The organism is Paenibacillus sp. FSL R10-2734 (assembly GCF_037963865.1).
GTDB lineage: Bacteria > Bacillota > Bacilli > Paenibacillales > Paenibacillaceae > Paenibacillus_AQ.
In genome coordinates this window covers 1,298,094-1,313,888 of the sequence record NZ_CP150170.1, presented here as the reverse complement: position 1 = coordinate 1,313,888, position 15,795 = coordinate 1,298,094, and the positions used below count along the sequence as shown (strand labels likewise).

Below are 15,795 nucleotides of genomic sequence, written 5' to 3'. Positions count from 1 at the left end.
CCCCGATTACATCTCGGTTACTTGGGTAGGTGCAAGAAAGATCAATATTGGGACATCACCACAATATTTTTACAATTTTTCAAGGACAAAAGATTCACTTCGCAGCACAATATTTAGTTTATGAGCAATGCAGCTCGTATTAGGCACAAAATCACCCCGTCGGTTGTATAGGGTTCTGTTAGTTTAAATTTGTCGCATACAGAGCAGACATTGTTGTACTGTCCGCAGCGTTTTCGGTGATTTGGCGAGTAAGAACTCCAGTGGGTAGAGGATTTCACGGTAATAATTCCCTATAGTCAGCGGATTGACCCTGAAGCAGAGAAATAAAAACATTAAAAAGTTTATGTGTGCGAGCAGACAGTACTCCTATACAGAAGTAGATAAACAACGGGCTCCGCCACTCCTTTCATGCATCCTTTGCACTCATTTCTGGCAATTCTGGCAAAGTCCATAACTCGTGTGCCACAGTGCATCGCTATTTCTCGGTCTATGATGCTTCTATGGAGTCTCTTGGACAGATGATGACCGTGCATAATTTCCTATACAAGCACAAAAAGTCCGCCCCGATGGGCGGACTTTTATAAGTAATAAATATGCTGATTCAAGGGATCAGCCGGTATTCCGAAGACCAGCGGCAATGCCGTTGATGGTAAGCAATACTTCGCGCAGCAATTCGCTATCGTCTCCATCGACTTCACGGAGCGCTCTAAGCTCAGATAGCAATTGAACCTGCAGGTAGCTAAGTGGATCAACGTAAGGATTACGGAGTCTGATCGACTCCTGAATCACAGGGACGTTATCCAGAATATCCTGCTGGCCTGTAATCTTCAGGATCAGCTCAGAGGTCAGCTTGAATTCTTCTTCAATCTGGCCGAAGATCCGCTGACGGGCTTCCTCGTTCTTGCCCATGCCGGCGTATTCCTTAGCAATGATCAAGTCCGCTTTTGAAATAGCCATTTGCAGCGTATCTATCAGTGTAGTAAAGAATGAGAAGTTCTCATACATATGCTGCATAATCTTCAGATTCTCTTCCTTACCCTCATAGAAACTCTGCAGTCCGGTTCCAGCAGCATACCAGGCTGGAAGCAAATAACGGCTTTGCGTCCATGCAAATACCCACGGAATTGCACGCAAGTCTTCAAAGCGGTCACTGTTCTTCCGTTTAGAAGGACGTGAACCAATATTTAACTCTCCAACCTCAGGCAGAGGTGTTGACTCTTTGAAGTAAGTCAGGAAGTCCGGATCACGGAATATCAAATCCTGATATTTGTGAAGCGAAACTTCAGAGATACGGGCAACAATCTCATCCCACTTCTCTTCATATAGATCCGCTTGTGGAATTCTCGCATTGATCGCTGCAGTCACAAGCGCAGATGTCGCTTGCTCTAGACTGCGGTAAGCAATCCCTTGCATCGAATAACGGGAGGAGATAACCTCTCCCTGCTCGGTGATCTTAATGCCGCCGCCAATCGTCGAGGCTGGCTGAGCAAGAATGCTGCGGTTAAGCGGCATGCCTCCACGGCCGAGCGCTCCACCACGACCGTGGAAGAACTTCAGCTTGATTCCGAACTTATCGGCTGTAGCTGTAATCTCTTTCAATGCAACACGTAGTTCCCAGTTAGCAGTAACCACGCCGCCATCTTTGTTACTATCCGAATATCCAAGCATGATTTCCTGCAAATCATTCATTGCTCTTACCGCATCGCGGTAGATAGGCATGCTGAGCAATCTATTCATAATTTGCGGTGCTTCATGCAAATCATCAATCGTTTCAAAAAGTGGCACAGCTTGCAGCGTACATACGACTGTACCGTCATTATCTTTGCGGAATAGTCCTACCTCTTTAGAGAAGACCATAACCTCCAGAATGTCGCTTGCCGCTTCTGCCATACTGATCAGGTAACTGGTGATACATTGTTTGCCGTACTCTTCCTGCGAAGCGAAGATCGTCCGGTACACGGCAAGACATTCCTCCGTGCCTTCACTATACGTCTGATAAGAAGATGTGATCGGCCGTGGATCATTCAGAAGTTTCTCCAGCAGCTCAATCTTTTCATTCTCAGTCAGTTTGGAGTAATCCGGCGTAATGTTCATCTTCGCCAGAATTTCAGTCATAGCATTCTCATGTTCTTGACTGTGCTGACGCACATCAAGTGTCGCCGTATGGAAACCGAACAGCTCCACTTGGCGGATCAATTTCTTAATATAAGTGTCGGCCACATAATCGGCATAATGATGCCGTAAACTGCGGTCAATCACGTTCAAATCATCGATGAATTCTTGAGGTGAAGCATAACGCTCCGGTGAGCCTTTTTTCTCATCATCCATAACATTTTGTGTCTTGGAGATCATATAACTAAGTTTAATACGGTAAGGCTCGTTATCATTGCGCCATTCTTCCATTTTGCCAAGATTAATGATCTCGCGATCAGCTTCAATGGATTCTTTTAGCTCAGGCGTCACTTTAACAATACTTGTGCTAAAGCTTAGATATTTCATGAGTTCACGCATAATCCGCTGATATTCCCGAATCGCCAGCTTACGCTGCATACGTAACGTCTGTGAGGTAACGGTTGAAGTCACCGAAGGGTTACCATCACGGTCTCCGCCAATCCATGAACCAAAACGTAAGTACGTTGGCACATGCCAGTTCTGTCCTGGGTAGTACTTGCTTAGACAACGTTCAAGTTCTTGATAAACGTCCGGCAATACATGGAAAATAGTCTCGTGGAAATAGTACATCCCATTACGCACTTCATCGAGTACTGTAGGCTTGCGGTCACGCAGTTCATCCGTTTGCCATAGCGTAATCACTTCATTTAATAACTTCTCACGGAGCTGTTCACGCTCCCGGAAGGTTAAGGTAGGGTTATCCAGACCCATAACATCATCAGATATCCGCTTATGAATATCGAGAATCGCACGGCGCATAGCTTCCGTTGGATGTGCCGTCATTACAAGCTCCAGAGATAATCCTGCAATAATCTCGTTAACTTCCTCATGAGAGAAATCACGTTCACGAAGCTCTTTAATCGCGCTTTCTATAGAACCGGGTTGGACTGTCTCCCCAGCTGAACGTTCATAGTCACGTTTACGGCGAATCCGGTGGTTCTGTTCGGCAATATTCACGAGCTGAAAATAAATGGCGAACGCTCTTATTACCTGATGACGGTTCTCCGGATCCAAAGAATTGATTAACTCCTTAAATTCACTGTGCAGTTCAGGTAAAAATAGTGAGCGCAGCGATTTACTGGTTTCGCGAATCTTCTCCACGATCTCTAGCAATTCGTTACCGCCTTGGTGAACCAAGACCTCTCCTAAAATGTTCCCCAAGAACCGTACGTCCCGTCGCAGCAGATTGTTAGAGTTGCTTTTGCTGACGGTAGTCGTAAGTTCGGTCATGCTGCTCCCCCCATTCTCTTCCGGATCAATGTGTTAATTATTGTCTGTCTAAATATCGTCTATTAAAGCTTTCCTCATATCATACAATAAAACCGTGTGAAAATCTCCAACTTTTTTGTGCTGTAAAGCGACACAGTATCTAAGATTATACACCAATTTCTCAATTTATACAGTCCTTATATTTTATGTATTCTTTCTAATATATAATGTCTCTAGCATGCCTTCATTATGTGTATTTAAATACGGATCATGCGAATCTGATCGATAAACAGGCCAATTAGCGGAGAATAATGACGATCGCGGTTATATGAATAATAAATATGTCTTTGAAAATTATAATCTGGAATGGTGCGTATTAGCAATCTTCCTCTGGCTACCTCGTCTTCCACAGCAAGTCGCGATATAAAAGAAACGTACTTTCCACTCATAAGCGATTGCTTAATTGCCTCTAGTGAATCCAGTAGAATATAGGTTCTAGGTTCATTCCCCTCACGCTCAAACCATTTATCCGTCAGTTGGCGTGTACTTGATTCCTTGTCATGTAATATAAAACTCGCTGAAGCAATCATAGCTGGGTTTAAATTAGAAAAACTAGCAAATTCATGGGAGGGTGCAAAAACAAGAACAAGTTCGTCTTCGCACAAGGCTTGAGTATGCAGATCAGGTAGATAAAAAGATTCTGTAGACAAAATACCAAGGTCAATCTCATGACTGGCAAGCATTTCTTTGATCACTGGTGAAGGCTTAACCGATAAAGAGATCGTAATCCCCGGATGTTGTTCTCCAAACAACCCCAATATTTTCGGAAGAATATAAGTAGCTGGAACGTAACTGGCGCCAATCTTAAGCGTTCCCCGACCCGCCTGACTGAACTCTTTTACAACCCGCTCCGCTTCAGCAGCAAGTGCATTTATTTTAATCGCATAATGAAGGAACGCTTTGCCGCTCTCCGTAAGAATCATTTTATCCATTCTGGATTCAAATAACTTCTCTCCCAATTGCTGCTCTAAATTCTTCAAATGGTACGTAACAGTGGGCTGCTTCAGTCCGAGTTTATCGGCGACTGTGGTTATTTTTTTATGTTTATTGAGCAGTTCCACGATTTCCAGCTTGATTAAGTTAAGGTTCATTATTTTCCACTCCCTCGCCTATTTACTAAACGGTAACATAGAAGAATTCTATGAATGTTAAAATAAATCGGCAAAAAAGTTAATCTCACAGTTACATTCAGCAAATATAGCGGGAATTGTTTTCCTTTACACTAAGAACAAGCTTAAGAACAGGCAGGTCGATAGAGATGAAGGAAATTACAATCCACAGATTGGAAAAGAAGTTCGGAGATGTGCATGCCTTAAAGGCTGCAGATCTGAAGATTCCCGCTGGAAGCTTTACGACATTACTCGGTCCTTCAGGTTGTGGAAAGACAACACTACTCCGTCTGATTGCTGGGCTGGAAACACCGGATGCGGGAGAAATCCTATTGGATGAGGAGTTTATTTTCTCAGGCAGTAACAGAATTAGTCGCCCCATTCATAGCCGCAACTTTGGCATGGTCTTTCAAGATTTCGCACTCTGGCCGCATCTAACTGTCTTTGAGAATGTTGCCTTCGGACTTCGTGCCTCTAAGCAGAAGAAGGATCTACGGATTAGGGTTCAGCAAGCGCTTCGATCCGTAAAGCTGGAAGGCTTGGAGCTCCGCTTTCCCCATCAGCTGTCCGGTGGACAACAGCAACGGGTTGCTTTTGCCAGAGCCGTAGTTACTAGGCCCCAACTCGTATTGTTCGATGAGCCTTTAAGTGCACTGGATGCGGTCTTGCGAGATGAAATGAGGCTGGAGTTAACCTCCTTAGTGAGGAACATGGGCATTACCGCTCTGTATGTTACCCATGATCAAACCGAGGCGATGTCTATGTCAGATGAAGTCGTTGTGATGCAAGGTGGAGTTATTTTACAAGCAGGCTCTCCTGAGGAGATTTATCGAAAACCAAGTCATCCTTTTGTAGCCCACTTTATTGGAAAATCCAACTGGATCGTTCCTGATAAGCAAATGCTTCGTCCAGAACATTTACGTTGGACTCGGGAGGATGCTTCCTCTCTTCCTTTTAAAGGGATTATTCGACATGTGAGCTATATGGGTGATCGCTATGAGGTCATTCTGGACATGGAGAACCGAACTGCTTGGACAGCTTATCATGATCAACGTCTACCTGTTGGAGAAACAATCCAGCTCTACGCTTCTGAGCACCAGATCCATCACCTGAATTAAGCGTCCACTGCATGGAACAGCTCCTTATGATGCTGTTCCATGCAGCAAGATGCACACAAAAATATTAGGGAGGCAATCACATTGAAACAAATAAATAACACTAAAGGACTTAGCGCACTTCTTCTAACAACTATAATCGGTGCAAGTTTGGCCGGCTGTAGCTCCTCTAACACATCTGCAGCTAACGCTAGCAATCCAACTTCAAACGCTAACACTACAGCTCAAACGGAAGCACCACAACCAACAGAGAAAGCTCTGAGTGGCAATCTTGTCGTCTACAGTGCAGGCCCTGAAGGTCTGGCCACTAAAATTAAAGAAGGCTTTGAAGCCAAAACTGGTGTAAAGGTCGAAATGTTCCAAGGCACTACTGGAAAAATATTAGCCCGTATGGAAGCAGAAAAATCCAATCCGGTGGTTGATGTTGTTGTCCTCGCCTCTCTTCCGTCCATGCAAGGGATGAAGAACGACGGATTATTGCTTCCATATAAAGAGGCGGTTAATGCAGATAAGCTCGTTAGCGATTGGTCAGACACAGCAGATGGTAATTATTTCAGTTACAGCGCATCCGCACTAGGGATTGTCTACAATACCAAAAAAGTAAGCACCCCTCCGACCTCATGGGATGACCTCACCAGAGCCGAATGGAAAGGAACCGTCAACATTCCCGATCCTTCGCTTTCAGGTTCGGCTCTAGATTTCATAACTGGATATTTAAGCGCTAAAGGGGACAGCGGCTGGGATCTTTTTAAACAATACAAAAGCAATGAAGTAGCGATGGCGGGCGCCAATCAGGAAGCACTCGACCCCGTAATTACCGGAGCCAAATCCGTAGTTGCCGCAGGCGTAGATTATATGGCTTATAAAGCAAAAGCTGCAGGAGAACCAGTGGATATCGTTTATCCTGCCGAAGGAACGGTAATCAGCCCACGTCCAGCCGCGATTATTAAGACAAGCCCGAATGTAGATAACGCCAAGGCTTTTATCGACTATCTTCTATCTGATGAAGCCCAAGCCCTTGTAGCCAAAGCCTACTTATTGCCAGGCAGAACCGATGTGAAAGCAGAGAATCGTGCGAATCTCGAAGAAATTAAGACATTTGATGTGAAATGGGAATGGATGAACGAACATAGCGATGAAGTTTCCACGACCTTCACACAAATTTTTAAATAAGCGTAATGAATATTAACTCTTTACGCTCATTTAAATGGGTGAGCGGCGGTCTTGCTTTATTTATACTTACAGTGCTCGTACTGCTGCCACTCCTGCTCATCTTCTGGACCAGTATCTATCCGAATGAGCAGCTGGATATAGCCGCGCCACTACGAACTATTATGGGTAGTCATGATCTGGTAGAGGTACTGCTGAATTCTATCGGACTCGGGGTAAGCGTTATTCTACTAACTACGCTATTTGCACTACCTTTGGCCTGGATTATGGCTAAGACGGACTTAGGGCATCATAATTGGCTCGATGTTGTACTACTAATCCCTTTTATGACGCCGCCTTACATTGGTTCAATGGGCTGGATGTTGTTTATGCAGACGGGTGGGTATATGGAGCAGCTTCTGCCTGCATCCTCCGTGCTGACTCCGTATTTCTTTAGCTATGGAGGGATGGTGCTGATCATGAGCCTGCACCTATTCCCCTTCCTGTATTTACTGCTGCGCAATGCGCTTTTGCAGATCGGGGGCAATCTGGAGGAAGCAGCCTCTGTTCATGGCGCTCCGTTCTTTTACAGATTTAAAAGAGTAATCATTCCCTTGCTGTTATCCAGCTATGGGCTTGGAGCTCTTCTCATCTTCGTCAAAACGATTGCCGAATTTGGTACCCCTGCGACCTTTGGTCGTAGGATCGGCTTTTACGTTCTGACCTCTGAGATCCATAAGTACATCTCTAGTTGGCCAATAGATTTTGGAAAGGCTACTTCACTGGCTTCCTTGCTGCTCGGAGTTTGTCTCGTCATGTGGTATATCCAAACTCTAATTAGCAGCCGCTACTCCTATCGCCTAATTGGCGGAAAAGGAACACGCACTAAACGTTATAAAAGCACAGGAATTGTAGGAGTTCTTAGCTGGGGGTATGTTGTTCTATTACTTCTCGCGTCCATCGGCATTCCTTATTTCTCAATCATAACAGCCTCATTATTGAAGCTGCGAGGAGAAGGCGTATCTTGGAGCAATTTAACCTTAAAACATTATGCAGAGCTGCTATCACCAGGTTCTCAAGGTCTTGAGGCCTTATTGAATAGCTTCACATTAGCTATCATCGCTTCCAGTATCGCTGTTATTCTTGGAACTTGGTTTGCCTTAACCGTAGGAAAAGGGGCTACATTCAAGCAAAAAATTACAGATCTGTTCAGTTTGCTCCCGAACACGGTCCCTGGAATTGTAATTGTAGTAGGGTTAATCCTGCTATGGAATGCTCGCTGGATGCCTATCCCGCTCTATAATACCTATTGGATGGTTGTACTAACCTATGTCGTACTTTTTCTTCCTTATACTGTTCAGTATGTAAAAGCGAGCTATGGGCAGATCGATTCTTCCCTCATGCAAGCGGGACAAGTATTCGGTGGGAGCAAGCTTTATGTGTTCCGCCGTATCCTGCTCCCTCTCATCCTTCCGGGGATGGTGGCTGGCTGGATGATGACCTTCACCATTTCCAATCGGGAACTGGTAGCCTCCTTACTCATTCTTCCACCTTCAATGCAGACATCGGCAACCTATATTTTTGCCCAGTTTGAACAAGGTGCTGTAGCGATGGGGATGGCCATGGCAGTGATCTCTGTCGGCGTTACCACTATATTGCTACTAGTATTAGAATATTTAAGCCCAGATAGAAAGCGGAGACAACGATGAGCACACTAACAATTTGGGGAGGGGCCGGAGAGCATGGCCGTTCCTCCTATCTTTTGCAGAACAAAGATGGGCAATCTGGTATTCTACTCGATTGTGGTGTCAAAAAAGAAGGTCCAGGTGAATACCCCCTGCTAGATACAGACATCATCCCCCATTTGCAGGCAGTGTTTCTGTCCCATGCGCATGAGGATCATTCCATAGCACTTCCCCTACTATATAAGTACGGATATTCAGGTAAGGTATGGACAACGAAAGCTACCGTTAAACAGCTTCCCGATTATTTCGATGCATGGGATAAATACGTGGTTGCTCAGTCCGCATCACTACCTTATGGAGAAATAGATAAGCAATCTATTCAGTTCATGTATTTGGAGGAGCATATCCCCCCTCAGACTTGGCTGAGGATTGCACCTAATCTTCGAATACAATGGGGGCGAAGCGGACATTTAGCAGGTTCGGTTTGGTTGATCCTCGAATTGGAGGGCAAATCCGTATTTTTCTCGGGGGATTATACGCGGGAGTCGCAGCTGCTCATAGCAGATTCACCCACGATTATGGAAGCCGGGGCTAAAGAAGTCGTCGATTTATCCATTGTCGATGCCGCTTATGGCGCGGATCCTGATGAGCAGCTTATAAAGTTACAGCAATTAGAGTCAACGATTTGTAACACCCTGCAAAAAGGGGGATCAGTCCTCCTTCCAGTGCCTACCCATGGCAGAAGCCAGGAATTGATCGTATGGGCAAGCGAGTGTTTCCCAGATAATCCACTGATCGTCGAAGAAGAGCTCATGGCACCTTTAAGAGCGTTAAGCGGCAAGACAGATTGGCTGAAAGAGTATGCTCTTCTGCGCGTAGATGCGCTTTTTAATAGAAAGAACTTGTGCATTGTATCTAATTCAGACGAACGCGCAAAGGCATTGTTAATTCTCAAGGGCGCAATCATATTTACGAATGACGGGATGATGCAGTCGACAAAAGCGCAAGCGTACTTTCACCAGCTCTCTGCTTCTCCTGACAACCATGTGATTTTTACGGGACATTTGGCGGCCGGAAGCTTTGGACATCATCTTGTTAAACAATCTAAGATAGAAGAATCTAGCGATATACACTGTTCAATCTCACTCATACGCTATAAAGTCCACCAAGGCTTACCGGACATTCGAAAAATGCTCCAAACAGTTCCCAGCCACCGGACGGTTCTCGTTCATGCCCCCAAACCTCATATCGATCATGTTACTTCTATATTAGAAGGAGAAGGTTTTACTGGGCTGTACTCTTTGCTGCCTGGAAGTACGCTTTCGTTCTGAAGCTTAACTATGTAATCTCAATTGGAGAAAATCGGGCTCTTCCTTAGGTCTATTCAGACTTTTTGGAACAGCCCTTTTCTATGATTCGAACCTATTATCCATTTACTCTTTCGTCGTTCCCGGGCGATATTTAAAAGCTAGCTCAAACAACCCCGTTGCAGACAACCCTGCAAGTCCTCCAGCCCACAGGCGAAGAACTAAATCGAGTTCGGAAAAAGGATACGCTGCCGCACCAATGAGCAAACCTATCAATAGTCCGATAATCGGGACCGCATTCCGCGGGATGTTGATACTATTTTTGACCAATTGAACCAGTGCCAATACGAAAACAGCTAATATAGAAGCAAACGCCATCACATCATCTAAAAGATTTCCAGCTTCCATCATCCATTCCTCCTTAGTGTGTACTTGTAATCTCAACCGTTCGAGTTACGGAATCATAACCTACCTGAGCGCCTAGTGCTTCTGCAATAACACGTACTGGCACGTAAGTGATGCCTTTTTCAGGCACTCCATCTGCAACCTTAACCCCGTTAACCTTTACAATGGCAATAACGTCACCCTTCAAGTCTTCCGCCTCCTTTCGATTAAAAATCTTGTACGCTGCCTCCACTGCGGATGTTGAGGGCTTGGCCCCTGCTCGTAACTGTGTAAGTGTTAACCCAAACGCCATTTGAAAATGTGGGTAGTCCTTGAAGCTAGTCCAATCCCCACCCCATTCGAACCCAAGTGCCTTGGCCTCTTTAACTACCTCCTGCCAATCTGCAATCTGATTGTTATTGTCGTCCCGGCGCATATCCCATGACACACTCGATCCATTCGGTAGCAAAAGAGCAAAATCTACAGCTAATCCATAATTGTGGTAGCTATACCCACCACGCGCATTAGTAACAATCGCTCCAGGCTTGGTGCGTCCTTGTGCGTAAAGAGCATCTTGCTCGGCAATTGTGCGAAGACCCTGCGTGATGAGAATGGGGATATTAAGCTTGTAACAGCGTTCGATAAGAGCAGTAGCAGCGGAACGGACTACGGGGTGAAGGTTGGTTAGTCGTAGGGCTGATTTATTTTTGATTTGGGACAAAGTGAGCATCTATACCCCTCCTTTAAATAAAAAGGCAATAATAGCAAAAATAGTTCCCGCCAGAACGTATTTAAGTAAATCGATAAACACTTTTCGTTCGCTCTTACTGTCCGTCTGAGATTGTTGCAATAGCTGGAACACTCGCGAATCTAACGTGTCCCACCGCCTCATAATCTCGTTAAATTGAATTTTCATTTCCACCGTCGATTGTTTAATTTGCTTCACATCTTCCTCATGGCGTGATTGTTTTTCTTTTAATATTAGAAGCTCATTACTAAAACTTAGATTTTCCGTTCCAAATCTAAAGATTTCGTCTTGGATGACTACCAGTCTATTTTCAACATCTTCTAAACGGTGCTCAATGGGCGCTGCTTCAGCATCGCCTCCTCCTGAATTCACTCCCACAATGGTCATATAACAGCCCCCTTCTAAAGTGATAAATAAAACAGCCCTCGTAACAGATACGAGGGCAAAATAAAAACGCCTGTAAGTGGCGCTATCTCCAATAATCTCTATAGCTTGTTCAGTAGTGATTTTCTTAGCGGTGACAAAAATTTGTACCTGATCGGTTGTATAATATCCTGCCATATAATAACGTTTAATCGTCACATACCAGTTCATTAAGCTGCACCTCCTTGCACAATCATTAGGAGCATGTCAGCCTGGTCCTGCCTTGCTTGCACTTGTGCTAACTCTAGCAACAACCCCGCATTGTCAACCTGTAGCGTTTCCACCTGTTTAGTCAAAGGCCGATGTATTGCGGCTCCTGCGGCTCGACTGGATCAACGTTAGGATCTGGATAGCTAAACTTCAGCTTTCCCGTTTTTACATCTACCCGGTAGCCGTTACACTCTGCGAAGTCATGCGCGTGTTCTCCATATTCTAACGCAATAACGCCAACTGTCTCTGGTACCCGCTCGGCTAGTGCTGCAAAGGCGGCGAAATCTTGCGCCTGTGTTGTCTCCACCACATCGCCGGAACGCTCTCCGGTATCAACTAATACGTTACCTGTGGCGTTATCATAATAAATTTTTCTGCCTATTTGCATTATATTCACTCCCTCTCTTAGCCCCAAGCCACCCATTTATATTCTTGAGCTACAATCTGATTATATGAATTAGTTACGGTAATACCGCCCGCAGTAGGTGTAAAAGTAACCGATATACTGCTGCCGCCCACTGTAACACCATATATATTGCCTCTTATAGTTATAGCATCATCAACCCAAAAACCAGTCACATTAGTCCATCCAGTTGTGCTAGCTTCGTTGTAAGAAAAGGTGAATACTTTTGGAGTAAAACTTAGCCCTGTAATAGTGATTGAACCGGGGCCGTAAGTAGTGCCTCTTGCAGACTGGGTAGGCTGTAGCGTACCAATGAGAGTCCCTATGGGTACACCCGCACGTACGTTACTAGGTATGAGCGTGGGAAACGCGGTCTTTACCCAAGTAGAACCGTTGTAATAACCTGCTTGAGGCATTAAAAACACCTCGCCTGTCACCCACGCTTCAGCAGAATTTGACGGAGAGTGATTATTCTCCACAGATCTATTGACTATCGTGCCATCCTGCCCAAACATTGATACCCCTCGTAGCCAATTTGCAGGAACAACGTTAGGATCAGTGACTCGTATTTCGGGGTTTCCTACCGCCGTAGTTTTCAAATATGCTCCTGCTGGTATTCGGACCCAGCATCCACCACCCGATGCCCATGCTGCACTAACGGAATTAGTGTATCCGTCCATAGCACCTCTTTGTACTATCGCGCCATCAATTAGTCCGCCCTCTGTCCCTATCGTCTTACCCGCTATTACGTCCGCTGCTACGGCTGTACCATACTCACCCCCTTCACCCTGTAAGATAAAAGCCGTGCCATCATATACAACCGTGTAAACTCCGTTCAGGGCAAGTGTTGCCCCATTTCCATTGGGTTTCTTGATTGCTTTGGCCCCTAAAGTATTAGGATTGAGTGTAGGATTAGCTCCGCCAGCAATATGTGTTTTGAAACTAAATTTAAGTCCTGCTATCAGCGCAGTAGGTGTCGGGCTAAGAGTAACGGTATATGCGGTGGCTGTACCAGCCGTAGTACCGAATCCAGTGTTGTTATTCAGTAGTGTCTTGTCCGCAGCAGACATCAAGCCATTCATAGCAGTTGTAGCTACGGCTGTACCGGCTTTAGCATTCCACGCCGTTTTTTCAGCATCAGTAACAAACCGATTACTAGCGTCTTGAGCAATAATAGCTGGTGGATGGGTAGCTGGGTGAGTATAGTTCGTTGCTCCCGTAGCAACCCCCGCCAGCTTCGTTTTCTCTACCGTGGTGTAATCGTTCGTGGACAGCTGTTTCCCAGTAACTTTATCCACCTTGCCAGTAACGGCATTGTCCAAGATGTCCATATTCCCATTTAAATCGGCAATATCAACAATATCTGTTCCCTCTGGCTTTTTTAAGCCCAAATTCCCTGTGGTTTGCATGTGTCACTCTCCTATCTATAAGTTCTTAATTCGTTCCATGTCTTACTGTGAGCATTCTCCCAGGTCAAAGCTTTAACGGAGTCCCACCACGTATAGCTGAACACAAATTCATAAGCTAAATGCGCGGGCTTAATCTCTTCAATAATTTGAATTAACCCTGCCATATTCGGAGGAATGCCCAGCGTACTCACAAAATGAATCTCAAAACGATACTCATCAGGCACTTCCTTAACTTCGACCACTCCACCTGAAAAAGCGGACGCCGTCCGCTGGATCATCTCCGGTGTTGTCGTCCCGTTTCCTCGCAGCTTCGCCTTAATCATCTCTCGGCGCGTGGCATATGACTTGGATGAATCGATATTTAGTCCAAGCTCAGCCTCCCAACGTCCAAGACTTACCGTTGCCGTTTCAACAAATGCCTGATCCAGTACATCTATAGTGCCTATCTTCAGTCCACCAATTTCTAGCCCGATGGTCTCCTGAAGCTTCTCCATTTCGCGGACATCCTTATAATAGTCCGGTAAATACTGCATTAGATCAGGCGCCTCGACTTCACCCGGATGGTTCGAATCTTTATCTGCGGAATATTGCAATTCGCTGTATAAAGAGCTGGCGTAACTCATCCTCTACACCCCCTTCAGTTGATTCCAGGTTAGGGGGCCTTTGGGCAAATAATCATGTGTATGCGCCGCCGGAGGGAATACCGCTGGTTTACCCGCTACCCCCGCCCAAGCTACACTATCCGCTTGTTGCGCAAAATCCACCTTGCCATTGTTATTCGTATCGTAAATGCTTTTCAGCATATCCCCGGTACTTTGCGCCGCAACAAGCAAGACATTCCCTGCAGCAGAGCCAATGTATAGCTTGCCAGTGTCTGTACAGTAGCCAAGCTCACCAATAGCTAGTGCTCCAATCGCGCTTTCCAATCCACGGCGAATTTGAATCAATGTCTTTAAAGCCATTGTCCCGCCCCCTAGAATGTTCCGCCATCAATACTGGCTACGGTAAGTTTATTGCCATTCGCTGCATCATAAATGATGCTACTTCCATCCACACTTACAGCTACACCGGCTCCATCTACAGTGATACCTTTTCCAGCCGTCACTGTAATCGCGTCTGCAGTAACCGTGATCCCATTACCTGCACCAATATTCAGCGTCACAGCATCGGCCTGACCGCCGCCGATTAGCCCGTTACCAGCGGTAATAGTCTGTAACGCACCACCTGTGCGCACCCATGCGCTACCGTTCCAGCTATAAATCTTCTGCTCATCATCGACGTAAGCAGTCCAGCCTACGGCAGGAACATAAAATACCCAAGCAGCAGATTGGTACTCCACGATTTGATTCGTTTTCCCCGCCCATGCCCCGGTTGCTCCCGCTGGAATAATGTATCGATCACCCTCAACTGGACTGGCTGGTGGAGCCAGCAGGTTCTGATCTTTTACCGACGCTTGCGGTTCGATGTTATGCTTGGCCAGCTCAATTTCATTTTTAATCTTTTGCGCTGACCACAAATCTGTAATCGTAGTCCCGGCATCATTGATCGTCCGGTGCTTGGTCACATCATCAATATGAGTCTTAATCTCAGCCGCGGTCTTTACGTTCGTGCCATCCGATACTTTGTTGATATGCCCCGCACTAATATCCGCTTTAAGCACCTTCGCATAAGTTGCTCCATCGGCGATATCGTCGATTGTACCTGTCAGATCGCTAAGCTTCTGCGAATTCACCCGCCGCCAAGCTACCCCATCATCAAAATATAAATATCCGCTATTCGAACCCGTAGTCACGTAATACAAACGACCAACGGCTCCTGCAACCGGACGCGAGGCTTCTGGCCCTGACAGCGCCCTGCCGACCATGGAATTGGACGTGCCGTCACCAATATAAACTTCCTTAGTGTCCGTGCAAAAACCAAGCTCGCCCGCCCTCAAAACTCCATAACTCGTTAGCTCAGCCTTTGTTCCCCGCTTTATTTGTATAGTCTGTGCCATTTTACACCTCTCTTCTAAAAGATCCTCCGTCAATCTGGCCCTTATTCTTATAACGCTCTAGTTCACTTTGGACAGCTGTAAGACTCCCCTGCAAACCATTAATATCCTCTGCTTCAACTGTATCCCCGGGAGTTTCGTAAGTCACATATACCTCTGGCACATCGGCAAAAATCTTAATCAACCGCCGCCATGGCGCCTCATCCGGAAAAGACACAGTGAAATTGCGTAACTCAATCCCGGAATACTGTGACCCCGTGTACACGGCGATGGTCTGATTATTAATGTTGTCATGCGCAAGCACACCACTGTACATACCATTTACAAGCGATAATCTCTCTTCGATAACATAGCTGCTACCATTTGCTTTTTTATTAAGCTTTTCTTGAAAAATATCAATTTGCTCTGGATACCCCATG

The 15,795-nt window shown here is 45.7% G+C and carries 16 protein-coding genes; 4 read left to right on the top strand and 12 right to left on the bottom strand.

Annotation, left to right across the window (positions count from 1 at the left end; all coding sequences use genetic code 11):
• Nucleotides 1-609: 609 nt before the first annotated feature.
• Together ppc and NSS67_RS06010 are read right to left on the bottom strand one after the other, a co-directional pair.
• A complete protein-coding gene (gene ppc / locus NSS67_RS06015; protein ID WP_339318722.1) occupies nucleotides 610-3,402 on the bottom strand; it encodes a phosphoenolpyruvate carboxylase in 2,793 nt (930 codons plus the stop codon).
• 236 nt (nucleotides 3,403-3,638) lie between these two features.
• Nucleotides 3,639-4,532: a LysR family transcriptional regulator gene (locus NSS67_RS06010; RefSeq protein ID WP_339318721.1), complete on the bottom strand. Its 894-nt coding sequence runs from the start codon at nucleotides 4,530-4,532 to the stop codon at nucleotides 3,639-3,641.
• Nucleotides 4,533-4,699: 167 nt separating this feature from the next.
• Here NSS67_RS06010 and NSS67_RS06005 point away from each other — a divergent pair, with 167 nt between their 5' ends.
• The 4 genes from NSS67_RS06005 to NSS67_RS05990 all read left to right on the top strand — a co-directional run bounded on the left by NSS67_RS06005 (nucleotide 4,700) and on the right by NSS67_RS05990 (nucleotide 9,830).
• Nucleotides 4,700-5,668, top strand: a complete 969-nt coding sequence (locus tag NSS67_RS06005) for an ABC transporter ATP-binding protein (protein ID WP_339318720.1) — start codon at nucleotides 4,700-4,702, stop codon at nucleotides 5,666-5,668.
• A 90-nt stretch (nucleotides 5,669-5,758) separates the two neighbouring features.
• A complete protein-coding gene (locus NSS67_RS06000) occupies nucleotides 5,759-6,838 on the top strand; it encodes an ABC transporter substrate-binding protein (RefSeq protein ID WP_339320511.1) in 1,080 nt (359 codons plus the stop codon).
• A 5-nt stretch (nucleotides 6,839-6,843) separates the two neighbouring features.
• A complete protein-coding gene (locus tag NSS67_RS05995; protein WP_339318719.1) occupies nucleotides 6,844-8,523 on the top strand; it encodes an iron ABC transporter permease in 1,680 nt (559 codons plus the stop codon).
• Nucleotides 8,520-9,830: an MBL fold metallo-hydrolase gene (locus tag NSS67_RS05990; RefSeq protein WP_339318718.1), complete on the top strand. Its 1,311-nt coding sequence runs from the start codon at nucleotides 8,520-8,522 to the stop codon at nucleotides 9,828-9,830. The genes NSS67_RS05995 and NSS67_RS05990 overlap by 4 nt, the downstream gene beginning before the upstream one ends.
• A 102-nt stretch (nucleotides 9,831-9,932) precedes the next feature.
• On the opposite strand, the gene NSS67_RS05985 is transcribed toward NSS67_RS05990, so the two are convergent.
• Genes NSS67_RS05985 through NSS67_RS05940 form a run of 10 tightly spaced genes read right to left on the bottom strand, consistent with a single transcriptional unit; the run spans nucleotide 9,933 to nucleotide 15,794 of the window.
• Complete coding sequence (locus NSS67_RS05985) at nucleotides 9,933-10,214, bottom strand: holin (protein ID WP_339320510.1); 282 nt, start codon at nucleotides 10,212-10,214, stop codon at nucleotides 9,933-9,935.
• Between the two features lie 13 nt (nucleotides 10,215-10,227).
• Nucleotides 10,228-10,920 carry a M15 family metallopeptidase gene (locus NSS67_RS05980; RefSeq protein ID WP_339318717.1) on the bottom strand — a complete coding sequence of 231 codons (693 nt, stop codon included), beginning with the start codon at nucleotides 10,918-10,920 and terminating at the stop codon, nucleotides 10,228-10,230.
• Complete coding sequence (locus NSS67_RS05975; protein WP_339318716.1) at nucleotides 10,921-11,532, bottom strand: XkdX family protein; 612 nt, start codon at nucleotides 11,530-11,532, stop codon at nucleotides 10,921-10,923.
• Nucleotides 11,532-11,657 carry a hypothetical protein gene (locus NSS67_RS05970; protein WP_339318715.1) on the bottom strand — a complete coding sequence of 42 codons (126 nt, stop codon included), beginning with the start codon at nucleotides 11,655-11,657 and terminating at the stop codon, nucleotides 11,532-11,534. The genes NSS67_RS05975 and NSS67_RS05970 overlap by 1 nt, the downstream gene beginning before the upstream one ends.
• Nucleotides 11,654-11,959 carry a hypothetical protein gene (locus NSS67_RS05965; protein WP_339318714.1) on the bottom strand — a complete coding sequence of 102 codons (306 nt, stop codon included), beginning with the start codon at nucleotides 11,957-11,959 and terminating at the stop codon, nucleotides 11,654-11,656. Before NSS67_RS05965 ends, NSS67_RS05970 begins: the two co-directional genes overlap by 4 nt.
• Nucleotides 11,960-11,976: 17 nt before the next feature.
• Nucleotides 11,977-13,383, bottom strand: coding sequence for a hypothetical protein (locus NSS67_RS05960; protein WP_339318713.1), 1,407 nt, complete (start codon nucleotides 13,381-13,383; stop codon nucleotides 11,977-11,979).
• A gap of 11 nt (nucleotides 13,384-13,394) precedes the next feature.
• Nucleotides 13,395-14,006 carry a putative phage tail protein gene (locus NSS67_RS05955; protein ID WP_339318712.1) on the bottom strand — a complete coding sequence of 204 codons (612 nt, stop codon included), beginning with the start codon at nucleotides 14,004-14,006 and terminating at the stop codon, nucleotides 13,395-13,397.
• A gap of 3 nt (nucleotides 14,007-14,009) precedes the next feature.
• On the bottom strand, nucleotides 14,010-14,345 hold the full coding sequence (locus tag NSS67_RS05950; protein ID WP_082651214.1) for a hypothetical protein: 336 nt from the start codon (nucleotides 14,343-14,345) through the stop codon (nucleotides 14,010-14,012).
• 11 nt (nucleotides 14,346-14,356) lie between these two features.
• Nucleotides 14,357-15,379 (bottom strand): DUF2793 domain-containing protein, encoded by a 1,023-nt coding sequence (locus NSS67_RS05945; protein WP_339318711.1) that lies wholly within the window; start codon nucleotides 15,377-15,379, stop codon nucleotides 14,357-14,359.
• A 1-nt stretch (nucleotide 15,380) separates the two neighbouring features.
• Nucleotides 15,381-15,794 carry a phosphoglucomutase gene (locus tag NSS67_RS05940; protein ID WP_339318710.1) on the bottom strand — a complete coding sequence of 138 codons (414 nt, stop codon included), beginning with the start codon at nucleotides 15,792-15,794 and terminating at the stop codon, nucleotides 15,381-15,383.
• Nucleotide 15,795: the final 1 nt, after the last annotated feature.